The sequence below is a fragment of the Hominimerdicola alba 8 genome (genome assembly GCF_000178155.2).
Lineage (GTDB): Bacteria > Bacillota > Clostridia > Oscillospirales > Ruminococcaceae > Hominimerdicola > Hominimerdicola alba_C.
On sequence record NZ_ADKM02000095.1, the window covers coordinates 13,449 to 31,056 of the forward strand.

General features: G+C 49.4%; 24 protein-coding genes. All 24 read right to left on the reverse strand.

Going from position 1 to position 17,608, the window contains the following annotated elements; translation table 11 throughout:
* Nucleotides 1-99 precede the first annotated feature (99 nt).
* Nucleotides 100-225 carry a hypothetical protein gene (locus tag CUS_RS20670; RefSeq protein WP_002850069.1) on the reverse strand — a complete coding sequence of 42 codons (126 nt, stop codon included), beginning with the start codon at nucleotides 223-225 and terminating at the stop codon, nucleotides 100-102.
* Nucleotides 222-698, reverse strand: coding sequence for a PcfB family protein (locus CUS_RS11760; RefSeq protein ID WP_002851070.1), 477 nt, complete (start codon nucleotides 696-698; stop codon nucleotides 222-224). The genes CUS_RS20670 and CUS_RS11760 overlap by 4 nt, the downstream gene beginning before the upstream one ends.
* Nucleotides 698-982, reverse strand: coding sequence for a hypothetical protein (locus CUS_RS11765; protein ID WP_002851049.1), 285 nt, complete (start codon nucleotides 980-982; stop codon nucleotides 698-700). The genes CUS_RS11760 and CUS_RS11765 overlap by 1 nt, the downstream gene beginning before the upstream one ends.
* Nucleotides 975-1,172: a hypothetical protein gene (locus CUS_RS11770; RefSeq protein WP_002850033.1), complete on the reverse strand. Its 198-nt coding sequence runs from the start codon at nucleotides 1,170-1,172 to the stop codon at nucleotides 975-977. The genes CUS_RS11765 and CUS_RS11770 overlap by 8 nt, the downstream gene beginning before the upstream one ends.
* Nucleotides 1,173-1,211: 39 nt before the next feature.
* Nucleotides 1,212-2,201, reverse strand: coding sequence for a hypothetical protein (locus CUS_RS11775; RefSeq protein ID WP_002851011.1), 990 nt, complete (start codon nucleotides 2,199-2,201; stop codon nucleotides 1,212-1,214).
* 12 nt (nucleotides 2,202-2,213) lie between these two features.
* Nucleotides 2,214-2,474 (reverse strand): hypothetical protein, encoded by a 261-nt coding sequence (locus CUS_RS11780; RefSeq protein ID WP_002851028.1) that lies wholly within the window; start codon nucleotides 2,472-2,474, stop codon nucleotides 2,214-2,216.
* Nucleotides 2,475-2,839: 365 nt separating this feature from the next.
* Nucleotides 2,840-4,198 carry a phosphoribosylamine--glycine ligase gene (gene purD, locus CUS_RS11785; RefSeq protein WP_002851063.1) on the reverse strand — a complete coding sequence of 453 codons (1,359 nt, stop codon included), beginning with the start codon at nucleotides 4,196-4,198 and terminating at the stop codon, nucleotides 2,840-2,842.
* 80 nt (nucleotides 4,199-4,278) lie between these two features.
* Nucleotides 4,279-5,004 carry a hypothetical protein gene (locus CUS_RS11790; protein ID WP_157769524.1) on the reverse strand — a complete coding sequence of 242 codons (726 nt, stop codon included), beginning with the start codon at nucleotides 5,002-5,004 and terminating at the stop codon, nucleotides 4,279-4,281.
* A 235-nt stretch (nucleotides 5,005-5,239) separates the two neighbouring features.
* Nucleotides 5,240-6,421, reverse strand: a complete 1,182-nt coding sequence (locus tag CUS_RS11795) for a phosphoribosylaminoimidazolecarboxamide formyltransferase (protein ID WP_002851074.1) — start codon at nucleotides 6,419-6,421, stop codon at nucleotides 5,240-5,242.
* Nucleotides 6,422-6,449: 28 nt separating this feature from the next.
* Complete coding sequence (locus CUS_RS11800) at nucleotides 6,450-7,277, reverse strand: hypothetical protein (protein ID WP_002851077.1); 828 nt, start codon at nucleotides 7,275-7,277, stop codon at nucleotides 6,450-6,452.
* A 25-nt stretch (nucleotides 7,278-7,302) separates the two neighbouring features.
* Complete coding sequence (locus CUS_RS11805) at nucleotides 7,303-7,836, reverse strand: CbrC family protein (protein WP_002851035.1); 534 nt, start codon at nucleotides 7,834-7,836, stop codon at nucleotides 7,303-7,305.
* 1 nt (nucleotide 7,837) lies between these two features.
* Nucleotides 7,838-8,431 carry a hypothetical protein gene (locus tag CUS_RS11810; RefSeq protein WP_002851030.1) on the reverse strand — a complete coding sequence of 198 codons (594 nt, stop codon included), beginning with the start codon at nucleotides 8,429-8,431 and terminating at the stop codon, nucleotides 7,838-7,840.
* Nucleotides 8,432-8,459: 28 nt separating this feature from the next.
* Nucleotides 8,460-8,819, reverse strand: a complete 360-nt coding sequence (locus tag CUS_RS11815) for an Imm51 family immunity protein (RefSeq protein ID WP_002850988.1) — start codon at nucleotides 8,817-8,819, stop codon at nucleotides 8,460-8,462.
* Nucleotides 8,820-8,857: 38 nt separating this feature from the next.
* Entirely contained in the window at nucleotides 8,858-9,574 is a 717-nt protein-coding gene (locus CUS_RS11820; protein WP_002851009.1) for an IMP cyclohydrolase, read from the reverse strand.
* Nucleotides 9,575-9,656: 82 nt separating this feature from the next.
* Nucleotides 9,657-10,346: a hypothetical protein gene (locus CUS_RS11825; protein WP_002850996.1), complete on the reverse strand. Its 690-nt coding sequence runs from the start codon at nucleotides 10,344-10,346 to the stop codon at nucleotides 9,657-9,659.
* A gap of 52 nt (nucleotides 10,347-10,398) precedes the next feature.
* Nucleotides 10,399-11,028 carry a phosphoribosylglycinamide formyltransferase gene (gene purN, locus CUS_RS11830; RefSeq protein ID WP_037277240.1) on the reverse strand — a complete coding sequence of 210 codons (630 nt, stop codon included), beginning with the start codon at nucleotides 11,026-11,028 and terminating at the stop codon, nucleotides 10,399-10,401.
* 182 nt (nucleotides 11,029-11,210) lie between these two features.
* Nucleotides 11,211-11,738, reverse strand: coding sequence for a hypothetical protein (locus CUS_RS11835; RefSeq protein ID WP_002851059.1), 528 nt, complete (start codon nucleotides 11,736-11,738; stop codon nucleotides 11,211-11,213).
* Nucleotides 11,729-12,226: an SF0329 family protein gene (locus CUS_RS11840; RefSeq protein WP_002851052.1), complete on the reverse strand. Its 498-nt coding sequence runs from the start codon at nucleotides 12,224-12,226 to the stop codon at nucleotides 11,729-11,731. The genes CUS_RS11835 and CUS_RS11840 overlap by 10 nt, the downstream gene beginning before the upstream one ends.
* A 28-nt stretch (nucleotides 12,227-12,254) precedes the next feature.
* Entirely contained in the window at nucleotides 12,255-12,758 is a 504-nt protein-coding gene (locus CUS_RS11845) for a DUF2262 domain-containing protein (RefSeq protein ID WP_002851055.1), read from the reverse strand.
* Nucleotides 12,759-12,778: 20 nt separating this feature from the next.
* Complete coding sequence (locus CUS_RS11850) at nucleotides 12,779-13,153, reverse strand: hypothetical protein (RefSeq protein WP_002851034.1); 375 nt, start codon at nucleotides 13,151-13,153, stop codon at nucleotides 12,779-12,781.
* Nucleotides 13,154-13,337: 184 nt separating this feature from the next.
* Nucleotides 13,338-14,378, reverse strand: coding sequence for a phosphoribosylformylglycinamidine cyclo-ligase (gene purM / locus CUS_RS11855; RefSeq protein ID WP_002850986.1), 1,041 nt, complete (start codon nucleotides 14,376-14,378; stop codon nucleotides 13,338-13,340).
* 240 nt (nucleotides 14,379-14,618) lie between these two features.
* Nucleotides 14,619-16,040 carry an amidophosphoribosyltransferase gene (locus tag CUS_RS11860; protein ID WP_002851041.1) on the reverse strand — a complete coding sequence of 474 codons (1,422 nt, stop codon included), beginning with the start codon at nucleotides 16,038-16,040 and terminating at the stop codon, nucleotides 14,619-14,621.
* A gap of 76 nt (nucleotides 16,041-16,116) precedes the next feature.
* Entirely contained in the window at nucleotides 16,117-16,770 is a 654-nt protein-coding gene (locus CUS_RS11865; protein WP_002851081.1) for an HAD-IA family hydrolase, read from the reverse strand.
* Complete coding sequence (purE, locus tag CUS_RS11870) at nucleotides 16,767-17,264, reverse strand: 5-(carboxyamino)imidazole ribonucleotide mutase (RefSeq protein ID WP_002851000.1); 498 nt, start codon at nucleotides 17,262-17,264, stop codon at nucleotides 16,767-16,769. The genes CUS_RS11865 and purE overlap by 4 nt, the downstream gene beginning before the upstream one ends.
* Between the last annotated feature and the right edge of the window lie 344 nt (nucleotides 17,265-17,608).

Here is a 17,608-nt window from a genome sequence, read left to right on the forward strand (position 1 = left end):
CCTGAAACCCGTTGCCCTCCGCTGTTCGGTACGCATAGCCGATAAGGTTGCCTGCATACGCAAAGATCGCATAGGGTAAGGCTTTCAGAATGACCTTTTTTAGCTTTCGGGTATTGATCTGCACTCGGCAGATAAAGCCTTTCTCATGTTATCGGCATAAAAGTTCGCCGTAAAAACATCATCGCCCCTTGCTCTTGGTGTCGGGGGATAGGTATGTTCGATCATCTGTGTGTCTCCCTTTTTCTCTCTTTCGATCTGTGTTTCCTGTGCGGTGACTGTGCAACACGGGCAGCTTCTCTCTTTAACTGCTCCCTCGTGAACACCCCACGCTGGTTTGTCTTAGCGTTTTTCCCGACGTATTCGGTAAACGCTTTCTTGAAGTTCTCAGTCTTGCTTGCTGAAAAGAAAACATGATAGGTTGCCGGCTGGGTGGACTTGTCCGCTTTCAGGGCAAAGTCAACGTCGTACTTTCTCGCCGTTTTGAGGAAATCACCGATATTGTCCTCGCTGACCTCAATGCTGTCGAGCTTGCTGTCAGACTTCTTTTCCAGCTGACGATAGGACATTCGCCCTTTCTTTTCAGCCTTGCCTGCCATAAACTCCTGCAAGGCTTCTTTGAGAATATCCGAGCTGATCTTCTCCGCCTTGATTGTCAGATCTATCGTTTTCTTCGTGCCGTTTTCGTAGTCATTAGCCATCAGGTATCAGCTCCCTCCGGCTTGGGGACTTCGTAAACGGCATACGCCTGATTCTTGAACCACTCATGGAGTGCCTTGACAGCTTCCTCCGCTTCCTCATAGGTCTTGTAGATGCCGATAGGGATCTCAAGCCCCGTAATATCTCTGCCGACCATTTCAAAATCGGGAGCGATAGTGCCGTCATCGGAAATATCAGCGTCCTCCCAATTTGTCTTGATGCCGATTTTTACGATATTATCGTAATTCACCATCTCATCAAACTGTGTGTAGATAGTCTTAGCCACGTTCTTCACCGTCCTCTCTGCATATTTGTCTCAGCTTTTCGTGATATTCTTCCTGCAAGCGGTCAAAATCCTCAAACATCGTGTCTATGATACGCTTATCCGTCTTTTCAGCGATCATGTCCATGACGATAGCTTCAAACTCGCTGTGGAAAGAATAAAACAGCTTGTCTACTGCCTTGTATTCGGGCATAGTGTCACCTCACAATCATACGCACCACCTCCTTTGCGGTCAGTCGAAGTCATCATAGTGGAGCATTTGCTGAACATCGTACTTGATACTGCGCTCCTCGGAATTTGCAACAAGGTCATACTCGCTGCCGAGCTTTATCAGCACACTGACAAGATAGCCTGTGCGGTTATTGACTGTTCCCGGCGCCTTCTGCCTAAGCACCTCATAGCCCATTTCAATGCACTCTCTGTTCAGATTCAGCACAGCCTCCTGGACTTCGTACTTCGAGAAGCTCTCGTCATTGATGACTCGACCCTTGCCCGATGTAGCAGCCTTAGCCAGCTTATCCACAAGCTGTTTGATCTCAGCAGTTGTCATATCCTTGCCGAAAAGCCTTATCCATTGGAGATAATCTTCGTATTCGATATGCTCTTTGATGATACTCTTGATTCTTTTTGTGTCTGTGCTGTATCCCTCAATCACTCCATCAATCAGATTTTCAACAGTTTCAACAGAATCCGTTTCCTGTACAGAAGCGGATTGATTGGTGGATTCTTTATCACACAGTATTTTATTTTTGGATTCTTGATTATTTAGTTCTTTATATGCGTCCGGGTTTTCAAGATGTCGTTTTTCAAGATACGGGTTTTCCGTATCAAGTAATTCAGCATCTTGAATATCCGTATCTCGTGGGGCAGAAGCAGATGAGTTTTCAACATTTTCAACATTGCCGCCGTCCTCATCTTCATCGGCATCCATAGGCTCGTCACTGATAATGTAGTCCCAATCAATGATCCTGCCGTTCTCAAAGACACGCACACGCTTGAGGTAATGGTGGTCATACTCCAGACGGTTCAGGCTGTTTTCAATCTTCGTTACACCGTCTGGCAGGATAGCTGCAAGCCCTCTGATAGAGAAGTTCCAATTGTCGGGGAGCGACAGCAGCGTGCAGAGCGTACCACGGTCGGTAACACCCAGCTTTTTATTTCTGAATACCTTGTTGCTGATTATCGTGAAGTCTCCCGATAATCTTTTTATCAGCTTAGACATAGCTATCTCTCCTCAGATCGTATTTATCTCCAACAGTTTCATTTTGTTTACAGCATATCTGCCATTCACGCAGATAAGAAACTGCTTATCCTCGCTCATCAGCTCTGCGATTGCATCATCAATGACCATCGGAGGGTCAGCTTTGAAACGGCTGTACAATTCCTCAGCGGTCAGATAGTCGCTCTCGGGCAGACACATCATTGTCGCAAGGACACCCTTAGCAGCACCCGACAGGGGCTTGTCAAAGGGTTCAGCCCAGTTGATCTCACGCATACATATCTCCTCCATCTCTCTGAAATAGAAAAAGGGTGTCTCTCATTGACTGAGAAACACCCTTTCGGTTTATAATTATCCCTTAGTGTAATTGCAGGGAACAAAGCGTAATAACAGGAACAAAAAAGGGCGTTCCAAATTATATGGAACGCCCAAAAGCCTTGATTCTATTAAGTTTTAGCGATATTCGACCTGCCAATTTCTTACTGTTTTCATCATTTTTGTTTGTAAACTTTTTGTGAAGTCTTGTTCCCTTTGGACTTTACAAGTAGTACTTCTGACCTTACATCAGAAATACTATGGCGTAAAACTTCTTTATGCGTACCGTACTTAATAGCGCAGAGCTTTGATGTTTACTGTATCTGTCACTGTCTGAGGTAAACGCCGTTTTCCTCTATGTAGTCCTCCATATCGTCCTTATATCCGAGATGGAGCGGGTCGGTATTGTCGATAGCTTTCAGCGCACGCTGACCGATGTCTTTCCTGAAATGCGCACCCTCAAAGCTGATCTTGTCAACGCCTGCATACGCCTTTTCCAGCGCCGCTTTCAGTGTCAGAGCCTTTGCGGTAACGCCCAGCACTCTGCCGCCGCTGGTCAGGAACTTGCCGTCAGACAGCTTGGTGCCTGCGTGGAACACCTGCACGCCCTCAGCCTGACCCTTATCGTCAAGACCCTTTATCTCGATGCCCTTAGGATAAGAGAGCGGATAGCCGCCGCTCGCCATTATGACGCATGCACAGCTTCCCTCTGCCCACTCGACGTTCAGTTCGCTCAGCCTGTGGTCGTAGATGGCTTCCATGATGTCCACCAGATCGGTCTTGAGCATCGGCAGTACCACCTGTGTTTCGGGGTCACCGAAACGGCAGTTGTACTCTATCACCTTAGGACCCTTCGGTGTCAGCATAAGTCCGAAGTACAGACAGCCCTCGAAAGTCCTGCCCTCTGCATTCATGGCATTTATGGTCGGCAGGAATATCTTCTCCATGCACTGCTTTGCGATGTCCTCTGTATAGTAGGGATTGGGCGCTACTGTACCCATTCCGCCTGTGTTAAGACCCTCATCGTTGTCAAGCGCACGCTTGTGGTCCATCGAAGAAAGCATTGGCACAACGGTCTTGCCGTCAGTAAAACTCAGCACCGATACTTCGGGACCTGTCAGAAATTCCTCTATAACGACAGTTGCGCTTGACTCACCGAACTTCTTGCCGTCTATCATATCCTTGATGGCTTCAACAGCCTCAGCCTCGTTCTGTGCCAGTATAACGCCCTTGCCCAGTGCCAGACCGTCAGCCTTGATGACTGTCGGATAGCTGTTCTGCTGTTTTACATAAGCTATGGCAGACTCGCTGTCGCTGAAAACTTCATAGCCCGCAGTGGGTATGTTATACTTCTTCATCAGTTCTTTCGAGAACACCTTTGAACCCTCGATGATAGCCGCCGCTTTCTTTGGTCCGAAAGTCTTGAAGCCCTCAGCCTGCAAAGCGTCTACCATGCCCAGCACCAGCGGGTCATCGGGTGCAACAGCCACGAGGTCAACAGCCAGTTTCTTAGCAAGTGCTACCACGCCGTCTATATCGGTGGCGCTCACATCAAAGCACTCAGCCATAGCCGAGATGCCGCCGTTGCCGGGTGTGCAGTAGAGTTTCTCCACCTTAGGCGACTGTGCCAGCTTTGCAATCATAGCGTGCTCGCGTCCGCCGCCGCCAACTACCAGTATCTTCATATCAAACACGTCCTTTTTATTGAGATCATTTTTCAGCTGTCCTCTCAGCGTTCAGCCTGCGCGGGAACAGCCGCATTTTATCACGCAAAAGCGATGGTATCCAGCACCGCATCATAGTTTGCCTGCATAGCTTCGGTGCATTCCTTGTAGGAGATCACCCACACCTCTATCACCTGCGTACCCTCTGCCATTACGTTTATGTCAAGGTCAAATTCCACGCCATTGACGGTATACAGGCAGTCAAGATAATACGCCTCGTGACCGTTCAGCACACTGTCGCCCCGAGTATTGACTTTGACCGAATCGGTCAGTCCCTTTGAGTCGATAATGGCATCTGCGAGGTCACTCAGCAGTCGGTCTGCCATATCGGGCACAGTACGCGCATTTATCATTATGGTGCAGTTGCCTTTTGCGTACTGTATGTCATCGGCGTTGTATGTTATCGCCGCGCTCACCTCGTCAGCAGTCACCGCCCACTTGCTCTCATCAGCCTTGAAAGTGAACGGCGCACCCGCCGCCTGCACAGCTTCCGCCTTGCTTTCAGTACCGCTCTCTGCGGGGTCTTTTATCTCAACGACCACCGCGCTCTCGTCGGATATTTCCGACTGCGGCACAGCCGTGACAGTACCATCTGTCACAGCGGAAGACACTTCCTCAGCCGAAGCCGCATCTTCTGCCGCTGTAGTTTCGGTAATGGGCGGCATTTTCTTCACCCTGCCCGAACCGTCATTCTTTTCTTTGTCGCCGCACCCCGCAAGGCTGACAGACATCAGCGCCGCCAGTGCAGCCATCGCAAATCTTCTCATGTATATCACACTTCTTTGTCTTGCCGACCGTTCCCGACCGCAAGACTTTCATCTTACTTTCTTATAGCAATCCAACTATTTAAATTCACAAAATCCGGTCGCAAAAGCTCGGATCTATGGATTTTGTGACTGGATTTTGTCTGAATTTTAAGGTGGATTGCTATTGTACTGCAAACCGCCCCGCAGAACGCCGCCGCACAAGACAGCGTCCGCGATGCAGTGTATTTTTCGTTTATCAGTGGTGGAACAGTCTGATGCCTGTGAACGCCATAGCCATGCCGTACTTGTTGCATGTTTCAATAACGTTGTCATCTCTGATAGAACCGCCCGGTTCTGCAATGTAAGCAACGCCCGACTTCTTAGCCCTCTCGATATTGTCACCGAACGGGAAGAATGCGTCAGAACCCAGACAAACATCGGTATTCTTTGCAAGCCATGCCTTCTTCTCCTCAGCAGTCAGCGGTTCGGGCTTGGTCTTGAATATCCTCTGCCACTCGCCCTCAGCCAGTACATCCTCGTACTCGTCACCAATGTAGACATCAATGGCGTTGTCGCGGTCGGGTCTGCGGATATCGTCCTTGAAAGGCAGTGCCATTACCTTAGGGTTCTGTCTCAGCCACCAGTTGTCAGCCTTGCTGCCTGCCAGCCTTGTGCAGTGTACTCTCGACTGCTGACCTGCACCGATGCCGATAGCCTGACCGTTCTTTACATAGCATACAGAGTTCGACTGTGTGTACTTAAGGGTTATCAGCGAGATGATGAGGTCTTCCAGCTTGTCATCGGGGATATCCTTGTTGTCGGTAACAACGTTTGAAAGCAGTGCCTTGTCTATCTTAAGTTCGTTCCTGCCCTGTTCAAAAGTAACGCCGAATACCTGCTTGCGCTCTATCTCAGCGGGCACATAGCTTTCATCTATCTTGATGATATTGTAAGTGCCTTTTCTCTTTGACTTGAGTATCTCCAGCGCTTCATCGGTGTAGCCGGGTGCGATAACGCCGTCGGAAACCTCTCTCTGTATCATCTTTGCGGTGGGAACATCGCAAACATCAGACAGTGCGATGAAATCGCCGTAGCTGGACATTCTGTCAGCACCTCTTGCCCTTGCGTAAGCACATGCCAGCGGTGAAAGTTCGCCCAGATCATCAACAAAATAGATCTTTGCCTCAGTTTCGGTCAGCGGTCTGCCGATAGCCGCACCCGCAGGTGAAACATGCTTGAAAGAAGTTGCGGCGCACATGCCTGTTGCCGCCTTAAGTTCTCTTACCAGCTGCCAGCCGTTGAATGCGTCAAGCAGGTTGATATAACCGGGCTTGCCGTTCAGCACCTCGATAGGCAGATCCTTGCCGTCCTCCATAAAAACTCTTGACGGCTTCTGGTTAGGATTACAGCCGTACTTCAAAAGCATCTCATTTGCCATTGTGATTACCTCCGTTAATTATTATCTTTTAACGCGCATCATCCGCGTCTTTTTGCTTTGTAACTATCGGCACTTTGCCGAAGAAATCATCGGAATCGACTTTTTTCTTGTCTTCGTCCCTGCGTGCTACTCTTACACCGTTGCCATGATTATAAAAGCTCGCACTGCGGAACATCGGGTCGTCGGGGTCTTTTACCATCATCACATCGTCATTGCTGTTGATCCTGGCATCTATCTGCTCAGCCGACAGCTTGTCAAGACGCATCTGGTCAGCCACCGCATCGCCCATCGCCGCTCTCACCATGCTGTCCATCTCCTTGCCCGACGGTGCGCCCGCAGGTTCGTTTACTGTCAGTTCGACGGGAGAAACGCTCTTCACATATTCGATGAATTTTTCGGTTTCCTCGCGTGAAGAAAATTTGATAACATCAATGGGTCTGTCATAGATATTCTTGCCGTAGATATACAGCTCGAATTTCTTGTCGTTGTAGCTTTGCTGACCGTAGTATCTCGGCTGGAGATGGTCTATCTCGCTGTACAGCGACAGGTGACATGACCCGAAATAGTAGATGCCCTGATCCAGCAGTGCCACGTTGTTCTTCACGTTGCGGCAGTTTTTCAGTGCTTCATCAAGGTTGCCTTTGTACACCATTTTAGAACGCTTGTGTTCTTTGCGCACGCCTTTGGTGAGATAATAGTACAGCCCCCATATTATCAGCAGGAAAGGCAGTGTCCCAAGCACCGCAAATATCAGTTCTTCGCCTGCCGCCAGCTCTATAACTATCGGCAAAAGTGATAATCCGATGCACCAGCCCAAAGCCTTTTTTCTTCCGCTTGTATATTCATTATTGTTCATCTTTTGTTACCTCCGGAAGCGACATTCAGTCACAGTCGGCATAAAGCTGATACTTCCCGCATAAAAGGCATCTGAACAGATATCCTTGCAGACTGCCGCCGTTATACAGACCCTCTCTTATTGTATCAAGGTCGAAAAATGCCGCGTCTTTTCTGTAAATGTCTTCCGTCTTGTCTGCCAGACCCATTTTTTCCAGTTCTTCCATGCCCACATATCCCACGAACGCGCAGTAATCGCCGCAGTGTGCGAGCCAGTATTCCTGCTGCCAGCCGATGTAGCCGGGAGTGCGCTTTGTAAGTTCCTCCGTCTTTGCGGGATCATCGACCTTGTCACAGCTTGCCGCGTCCTGAAATTCGCCGTCAAACTTTTCTGCGGCACTGCCGTCAGCTATGCAGTACGGGCAAAGCACCTCCACATTTTCCGCCGAAAAGAACGGGGCTTCATATACATACTCAGTCTTTTTGCCGCAGCATTGACACACACGCGGCTCGTCCGCCTTTTTGAAAGCCTTAGTGCCTATCGGTTCGGGGTGATACTTAAATTTCGGGAACTCAGCCAAATCAGACCTCGCTTTCAGTCACCGTCACGACAGCCGCATATCCACTGCTCGCCGCTTCTCTTTCAAGCTGTGCCTCAGAGGGTGTCATAGAATTAAATATCACATATCCTGCCAGAAAGCCTGCAAGCACCGTCATAACCGCCAAGCCGACCAGCTTTATATATCTCATCCAGCCGCCCTGTAACCTCAGCGGCTCTTCTACCTCTTCGGGAGCAGGCGGCACTATGAACGTCAGGATAGGCGGCATGGCGAATCCTGAGATGAGCGCCATGACTATCATCGTCATACCTAAGTCATACGCATCCGAGTCCTCATAAGTGCGCTCTATGACGACAGAACCTATCGCCATCATCACAAATACCACCACATAGTAGACCCATGCTATTATCTTCCATTTTTTGACCCGCCGCGCGTATTCAGCCCTTGTGTCTGATATATTGCGGTATGCGCGCTTTGTTTTTTCAAGCGTTACCTCTGCCGCTTCGGGTTTTATTTCCAGTGTCGAGTCACAGTAAGGACACCTCGCCGTCCGCTGACCCACAGCGAACGTTATACTGCCCGCACAGTTAGGGCAGTTCATTGCTTTTATCTCCATTATGTATCACCCTGTCAGGAAAGCTGTGTCAGTCCCAGTCCACCTCATCGCCGTACTCACTTACGAAACGGAACAACTTCTGTTTGTCTTCTATGAGCGACTTTATGATATTCACCAGAGTCATTGCGTTTCTCGCGCCCTCCTCAGACTTCTCAAAGTACGCCGCAAACATATCTGCCTCGCTGTCAGCTTCAAAAGCGAATGCCAGACCCGGTGCGAACTTTGTTATATAGCAGTCAAGCAAAGCCTGCCAGTTATAACCGTTCATGTAGGCATTTGCGTTTATCGCCGCAAGTTCTTCGCCTATAGCCATTATTTCGTCACGGTCAATGTAGAACATCACATCAAGACTTCCGTCATTTTCTATTATCTCAACATAATCACTCATCGTCTTCGCTCCTTATCTTTCGTTAAAATATCACTCGTTTACTTTGAATACTTGTTAACTATCTTTGAAACCGCCTTGCCTGTTTCGATGTCGATAAATCTCACGAACAGCGACACCTTGTTGTCCTCGTTCAGCGCATTCCACAGACCATCGGTGAACTCGTCGATGTCGTTGGGAACGGTTATCTTCTTAGGCTCACCCTCAAAGCTGGGCAGAGGACTGCCGTCACCCATGTAGGTGTGTATGAAGTGACCGTAACCTGCAACAGGGGTCGAATAGCTGAAAGTAAATCTCTCTACGCTGTCGGGGTCACCGTCAGCAGATTTCAGTATGCTCATGGCATAGTTATACTGACCGTCACCAACGTGCATTATGCCTGAAATTCTTGGGGTGTAGTTGGGCGCATCGTCCTCATACTCCCTTGTGCGAAGGCTCTGCTCGAAAGTCTGCTGTTTGTCCATCAGTTCATATATAGTATCGGTCTGGTCGCCGTTTGTAACTATGGTCTTGTTGCCCAGCACCCTTACAGGCGAATAGATTATCAGATGGGGGTCTGACAGCTTGGAAGGATCGGCAGCCTCAGTCTTTATGCCGTCCTCAGTTTCGGTGAATACTCTGTTGCGTGAATTAACGCTCCTGCCCATGATGAAGTAAGCAGTCACCGCATTTTTGCCATCAGCGCTCTTGCCGATGATGATGCCTCTTCCGGGATAGGAATTGCTCTTAAGTTCCTCATAAATGTCAAGTGTTTTCATTTGAAATGACCTCCTTGTTATTGTCTGTATGTTTGCCATTGATGATATCATCAATGGGTATTTTCTTCTACTGTACGGACGTTCAGTCATACTCATTCAGTATAAATCTGAAATCCGCCGCCTTGTTCAGCTTTGGAATAGCGTTCTCTTCGATGGCTCTCTGCATGATGAACGACCCGAAGCCGAACATATCAGCTCTTGTTTCGGGCGGACAGCAGACCAGCATCGTGCTCCATGTATCGCAGTCACAGCTGATGCGGTATTCATTGCTGTATTCGCCGCTGTTGTCAGCCGCACTGTCACCGCCGACCGCTCTCACTGCCGCAACTTCTTCGGGGCTTGCTGTCTTCACCGAAAAATCCACCGATTCACCGTCATAGAACTTCTCGATAAAAATTCGTGACACCTTAGCACTGCGCTCTAATATGCTCTCGCAGAGCCTTTCGCCCTCTAAACTGCAAAAGTGATATATCACTGCTTTTGCCGAGTCATCATCTGCGATGTTGAAATAGACAGGACACCTGTATTTTCCGCTCATCACATCGACCAGCACTATGTCGCCTTCATCATTATATCTGACCCGCATGGTCTTTTCGGCATCTTCGGTCTTGACCGAATAGCGCCTGACCTCAGTTCCGTAAACGGGCAGCAGATATATCAGGTAATCGAACTTTGTCTGTTCGATGACAAGGCATTCGCCCTGTTTCGGAAGTTCTGCGGCTAGATAGTCGCCCGCCTTGTATTTAAGGGGGATATAAAATGTCTTTTCCACCGCATATCACCTCACTTTATATTATACCAGATAATCCCGCCGATTGCAAGCATTATTTCAGATCAACGTAAGCCTTGCCGTCCTTTATGGTTATCCTGTCTTCGCAGAACAGCGACACCGCCTTTGGCAGGAGTTTCCATTCAACGTTTTCCATTATCTTGCGCTGTAAAGTTTCGGGAGTTTCATCATTAGCGATGTCAACAGCGCCCTGTAGTATTATCGCGCCCGCGTCAGCCTCTTCATTCACGAAATGTATAGTCGCGCCGCTGACTTTCACGCCGTATTCAAGGGCTTTCTCGTGTACTTTAAGCCCGTAGAAGCCCTCACCGCAGAATGACGGTATCAGTGCGGGGTGAACATTTATTATCTTGTATGGATAAGCCTTTGTCAGGCATTCGTCCAGTATTATCATAAAGCCTGCCAGCACCACAAGGTCAGCTTTCTGACGGTCAAGTTCTTCCTTTATCGCCATGCTGTAGCTTACCTTGTCAGCATAGTCCTTTCTTGGCAGTGTGACGGCGGGTATGCCCGCTTTAGCCGCCCTCTCCAGCGCATACGCGCCCTCTTTTGATGAGATGACACAGCTTATCTTTCCGCCCTTTATCTCACCGCGCTCCTGCGCATCTATCAAAGCCTGCAAATTAGTACCGCCGCCCGATACCAGTACAACTATATTTTTCATATCGTTCTTCCTTTCAGATACATTTTCCGCACAGCCGAGCGCTCCGATATTCACCCGCTGTGGCATTTATGTAGTTTCGGTGCAGAAAAAAGCCCGAAAACGCGCACTTTCACATTGTTTTATGCAGAAAGTGCAGAAACCACATACATTTTCCGCACACCTATAGCAATCCGCCTTAAAATTCAGTATTCGTCCGCGCCCTCGTTTATGACCACCCGGCTGACACCGTCCACGCGGTCGATGGCTTCTAGTATGTCGGTGATCATGCTTCCATCTTCGGCATTTCCGAGATCAAGCACCACCATGACCTTTTCCTTGTCGAACGACTCGTCCTGCCACAGCGATATATCGCCGTAGCAGACATCTTCGCTGTAATTTTCATACAGCTTGTCTATCTCAGCCGATACCGCATCGCGGTCAGCCTGTGACACCTCATGGTCAAAATATATGCTGTAATCGAACATCTCGCCGTCAATGCCGTCCATGCTGACATCATAGCCAAGCCCCAGCTTGTCAAAGCCCATGTACGCGCCCATGTCTGCATCATTCATGCCTGCGTCTTCCACCACGACTTCTTTCGGGTGAGCCTGCCGCCAGCCGATATACCATATCGCCAGTATCCCCGCCAGCAGAAAGCACCCGAATACCTGATGCTTGTGCCGCCGCCAGAAATCTTTCAGCCCCTTTTTACGCTGATAATTCAATTCCATTCTACGCCCTCCGCTTCACACCGCAGAGCATAAAACGCCTGAATGTACGGCGGCGCCGAGTGCATCTCATCAGCCATAGCCGCAAGCCTGCGCTTGCCCACCCGCCTGTCAACTATGGCGAATATGCGTATCAGCGGAAATTCACTTTCAAGGCTGACCTCGATGGGCTGACTGTCAAACGCCTGAAACTCACGGTAAAAAACATGATGGTCAAATCCGCCTGCTTTTTCGGCTTCATCAAAGGCTTTCATCCAGCTTTCATGAAGACCCGCGCCGCGTTCCTCCAACTCATGGTATTTCTGCGAATGTATCATCATTCGCTCAAAATAATTGCTCTTGAAAACTTCGGCACCGTCAACACGTATCGCCGCCCTGCCCTCATGGTCGGGGCATTTTGAGTAAGATGTGGCAAAATATGTCACCCGTCCTCTCAGCGATGGCGCGAGATATTCATTTTCAAGCCTGTGTTTAATCTTTGAAAATGGCATATTATCCCTTTCTTCGGCTGTATTCCGACTATCCGCACAGACCGCATACTTCAATGTTTCCGTCGCCGTCTATCTGCACATCAATGGCATGACCCGCAAATATGTCGGGGTCACAGGTCAGATAAAGCTGTATGTTGCTTATCTTATCAGTGTCTTCACAAAACTCCAGCGAAGCCTCAGCGATACCCAGCATACTCGTGAAGACTTCCTCGCTTATCGGCGTTCTCACCTTACGACCGTCTTCCATTATATAGCAGTCCTCTTCATCGGGGTCTTCCTCCGCCGATGATGCCCAATCGTCAGCCATATCAAGTGCATCGTCATCTATCAGCGCCGCGATGATCTCGGCTTTGCGGCTGTTCACAAATCCGACAGCCCTTTCCACCTCAGGCAGTATCTCTGCCGCTGTGCTGTCAGTTACATCAATGTCCTCCGTCAGGATCTCTATTTTAAGCGACCTGCCCCACAGTTTAGTTTCAAATACAAAAGCCCATTCATCGCTGTCCTGTCTTTTCAGTACGATGTCGCCCATAATATACCTCCGTTTTTCATTCACCACAGCCTGTACTTCAGCCTCAGATACAATATCCCTCCGCAGGCAAAAGCTATCAGTATCGCCACGCCCGATGAGTGGAAGTCTGTGCGCTTGTCGTATCTGAGTTTCTTCTTTAACGCCCTGTGTATCACACAAACGTGGAACGCCGCCCCTGCCAGAAACATCGCAAAGCCCACCGCCGTCATAATGGCGAAATGACCCGCCCTGTGCAGTTTGTAAAGTTCGGGACCTATCAGCAGTACCGCCGCCGCGCCGGTTGTTATGAACGGCGTGTTCAGACCGCTTGTTCTTTCTTCCTCTCTATCTCTGTAAGACCAATGGGCGGGATCACTGAAAACATCAACGATCTTTCCCCATATCCCCTTGTTCATAATGTTCCTCCATCTACCCTTATTAAGATACTCCCAATTCTGAAGTGTATTGCTGATGATACAGAATGGCTTTTTTTCGTATTGTTTCCCCCGCCTTCGGCGGGGGAAACAATACACAACCAAATTGGGATTTAAGATAAAGCCACCCGACACCTGCCGCGCCGAGTGGCTTGCTGAAAATTTTTTAGCAGATTATAACGCCCATGTCGCTGTCTACCAGTTCACCGAGAACATATGCGTCCTCGCCAGCCGCCTTGATAGCCGCGATAGCCGCATCAGCGTCAGCCTTATCGACTACAACGGTCATGCCCACACCCATGTTGAAAGTGTTGAACATGTCCCTCTCAGGGATATTGCCTGTCTTTGCGATAAGGTCGAATATAGGCAATACCTGAACATCGCTCCTCTTTATCTGAGCCGAGATTCCCTTAGGCAGTGCTCTCGGAATGTTCTCGTAGAAGCCGCCGCCTGTGATGTGAGATATGCTCTTCACCTTTACAGCGTCCAGCAGGCTCATTATCGCCTTTACATAGATGCGTGTAGGTGTCAGCAGAGCTTCGCCCAGTGTGGTGCCCAGTTCGTCATAGTGCTTGGCGAGGTTCTCCTCGTTTACATCGAATACCTTTCTCACCAGCGAGAAACCGTTGGAATGTACGCCGCTGGACTTGATAGCGATCATCACATCGCCAGCCTTCTGGGTGGTGGGGTCAAGTATCTTGTCCTTGTCAACGATGCCCACCGAGAAGCCTGCCAGGTCATACTCTTCCTCAGGCATAAGACCCGGATGCTCGGCAGTTTCGCCGCCTACCAGTGCGCAGCCTGCCTGCACGCAGCCCTCTGCCACGCCCGAAACTATGCTCGCTATCTTTTCGGGTATGTTCCTGCCGCATGCGATGTAGTCAAGGAAGAACTGAGGCTTTGCGCCGCAGCAGATTATGTCGTTCACGCACATGGCAACGCAGTCGATGCCCACTGTGTCATGCTTGTCCAGTAGGAAAGCGATCTTGATCTTAGTGCCGACACCGTCAGTGCCCGATACCAGTACAGGCTTGTTTATGCCTGTCATATCAAGCTCGAAAAGTCCGCCGAAACCGCCGATACCGTCAATAACGCCTTTAGTGACAGTCCTGCCCACATACTGCTTCATAAGTTCCACTGCCTTGTATCCGGCAGTAACATCAACGCCTGCTTCCTTGTAGCTGTTAGAATAGCTGTTATTGTTCATAATTTGATCCTTTCGGTCTAATACGTCCCCTCAGACCGCGCCTGTCGGTCATCGGGTATCCTGTTAGTTTTATATAGTCGTCCATAATTATAACGCCGCTAAAAAGACGTTATAACGAGTAACATTTATTGATACGTTATCTTTCGTCAAGCCCGCCGAAAGACTGTACAGCCGTTGTGTCAGCGGGAAAGAATTATAGTTTTATCGTTATTTGCGTTGAAATAAATTTCCGTCTGCGGCTTATTCTCTGCCGTCCCAGCAGTAGGTACACAGACCGCATTCGGGCTTGCCCACAGCCTTTACAGTGCCCTCTATCGACTGGAATTCCAGCGAAGTCAGCTTCAGTCTGCGGCATATCTCATCTCTCAGCAGTTTGCCGCGCTCGGTATTGGTATCGCTGTACTCGCTTATGTACTTAACGCCCTCAGCGCCCTCGTTCTCGTCGATTATCTGCCTTGCGATAAGTTCCAGTTCGGAGGTGCTTCTTGAGAAGTTCAGGTACTTGCACCCGTACATGATGGGCGGGCAAGCCGACCTCATATGCACTTCCTTAGCGCCGTTCTCATACAGGAACTCGACAGTTTCCCTCATCTGAGTGCCTCTTACTATACTGTCATCGACGAACAGCAGTTTCTTGCCCTCGATGAATTCGTGTACAGGTATCAGCTTCATCTTAGCCACCCTGTTTCTCATCGACTGATTGGTAGGCATGAAACTTCTCGGCCATGTGGGAGTATACTTGATGAAAGGTCTTGCAAAAGGTATACCGCTCCTGTTGGCATAACCGATGGCGTGAGGCGTACCCGAATCAGGCACACCGCATACATAATCGACTTCGGGCAGTTTGCCGTTCTTGATGTCGTTCTCAGCCATTATCATGCCGTTGCGTATCCTCATGCCCTCGACATTCACGCCCTCATAATTGGCGTTGGGGTAGCCGTAATAAGTCCACAGGAAAGTGCATATGCTCATTTCATCTGTGCCCTCAGCCATTATCTCATAGCCGTCCTTAGTCAGCCTGAGTATCTCGCCCGCTTTCAGTTCATGGCAGGTCTTGTAGCCCAGCTTCTGGTAAGCAAAATCCTCAAAGGAGAAGCAGTAGCCGTCCGACCTCTGCCCTATCAGTATCGGCAGTTTGCCCGCCTTGTCCCTCGCACAGATTATGCTGTTCTCGGTCATTATTACCAGCGACATAGTGCCGACTATCTTTTGCTGTGCATATCTTATGCCGTCAACGAAGCTGTCCTTCTGTGCTATAAGTGCGCCTATCAGCCCTGCCGAATTGATAGCGCCGCTGCTCATTGTTTCAAAGTTCGCACAGCCGCTCTGCAAAAGTTCCTGCGAAAGCTGTTCTGCGTTGTGTATAACGCCTATCGAACAGACAGCGTAAAGTCCCAGTTTAGAGCGCACCATTATCGGCTGAGGGTCGGTGTCGCTTATACAGCCGATGCACACCCTGCCGCGCATCACCTCTACATCTTTCTCGAACTTTGTTCTGAAAGGTGAGTTCTCGATGCTGTGAATGTTTCTCTGAAAACCTATCTCAGGCGCATAAGAGGTCATACCGCCTCTTCTTGTGCCCAGATGTGAATGATAATCAGTTCCGAAGAAAACGTCCTGTATACAGTCGTTCGACGAAACCGCGCCAAAAAATCCGCCCATATATTACTCTCCCAAGAATTCTATTCATCATTTCCCGAAAAGCGAACTTCGGGAAAACTTACTTTACATAATGCCGTCATTCAGCCGCCGCGATATGCCTGCCGCATTCTTCGGGTGTCGCCGCCGTGAAAGCTGCCCCGCATTCAGCCGCTTCCTCCGCACTGCCGTACCCCCACAGAGCATACAGTCCGTCAATGCCGCACTGCTCTGCCCCGATGATGTCATGCTCTCTGTCGCCTATCATCAGCACTTTGCTTCTGTCAGGCTGACCCAGATTTTCCAGTACATATTCTATGACCAGCTTTTTATTGTCCCGCGTGCCGTCAACGCCCGAACCGCCGATATAGTCAAAATACTTATCCAGCCCGAACCTTTTCAGCAGACTCCTCGCAAAAGGCTCAGGCTTGCTTGTAGCCACACCGAGAGTGTATCCCTCAGCTTTCAGCCCCGCAAGAAGTTCTTCGACACCATCGAACTTCTCCGAGTTATAAAGGTCGTCCTTCGGGTACTTTTCGCGGTAGATACGCACCGCCTGCCACGCACGTTCCTCGTCCAGCCCGCAGTAGTCCATCATAGACCGCAGCAGCGGAGGTCCAAGAAACTTTTTCAGCTGAGGCGGTTCTTCCACCCCCAGCTTTGCCAGCGTGTACCGCACAGTGCTGAATATGCCCGGCGCTGTGTCCATCAGCGTGCCGTCAAGGTCAAACAGCAGAACTTTGTATCTGCTCACAGTGCAGCCAGCTTTTCCTGAAGAGCCGCGTCCTTAGCCTTGACGCCCTCTATCATATCAGCCTTAGCCTTTTCCAGCTTTTCAGCCAGACCTTCATCGGACAGTGCAAGCATCTGTATAGCCAGTATAGCCGCATTCTTCGCGCCGTCTATGGCAACGGTGGCAACAGGTATGCCGCTCGGCATCTGTACTGTAGCCAGCAGAGCGTCAAGTCCGTCAAGATTTGAGGACTTGCAGGGAATGCCTATAACAGGCAGTGTGGTATGACCTGCTATTACGCCTGCCAGATGTGCCGCCATGCCTGCCGCACAAATTATAACGCCGAAGCCGTTATCCTTAGCCTTGTCAGCAAAATCAGCCGCCATAGCGGGAGTCCTGTGGGCGCTCATAACATGGCACTCATAAGGTACGCCGTAAGCCTTAAGTTCGGCACAAGCCTTGGATACAACAGGAAAATCGCTGTCAGAACCCATTATTACTGCGACTTTCTTCATATTTATCAAACTCCTTCCAAACCAAAAAAACTGCAACAATAGCGTTGCAGTTTCAAATTCGGTCAAACTTACTATGTGTTTTACCCATACAGATGTGACAAGAGTGCGCAGACACAAGACGGCAGCCGAACTCGGCACCGCCCATTGGATATGAGAATGAAAAACCGTTAGCTGTCATCATTATCCATTCGACTCCTGTCCCGCTGCATACGCAGTCGATATTACATTAATATTGTACAATATTATCGGAATAATTTCAACAGTTTTCCATATAGAATTTGTGAATTTATTAAAGCGTTTTCTTGTGTAAAATCAACTATAGCGACCCATTTCAGGACACCCCG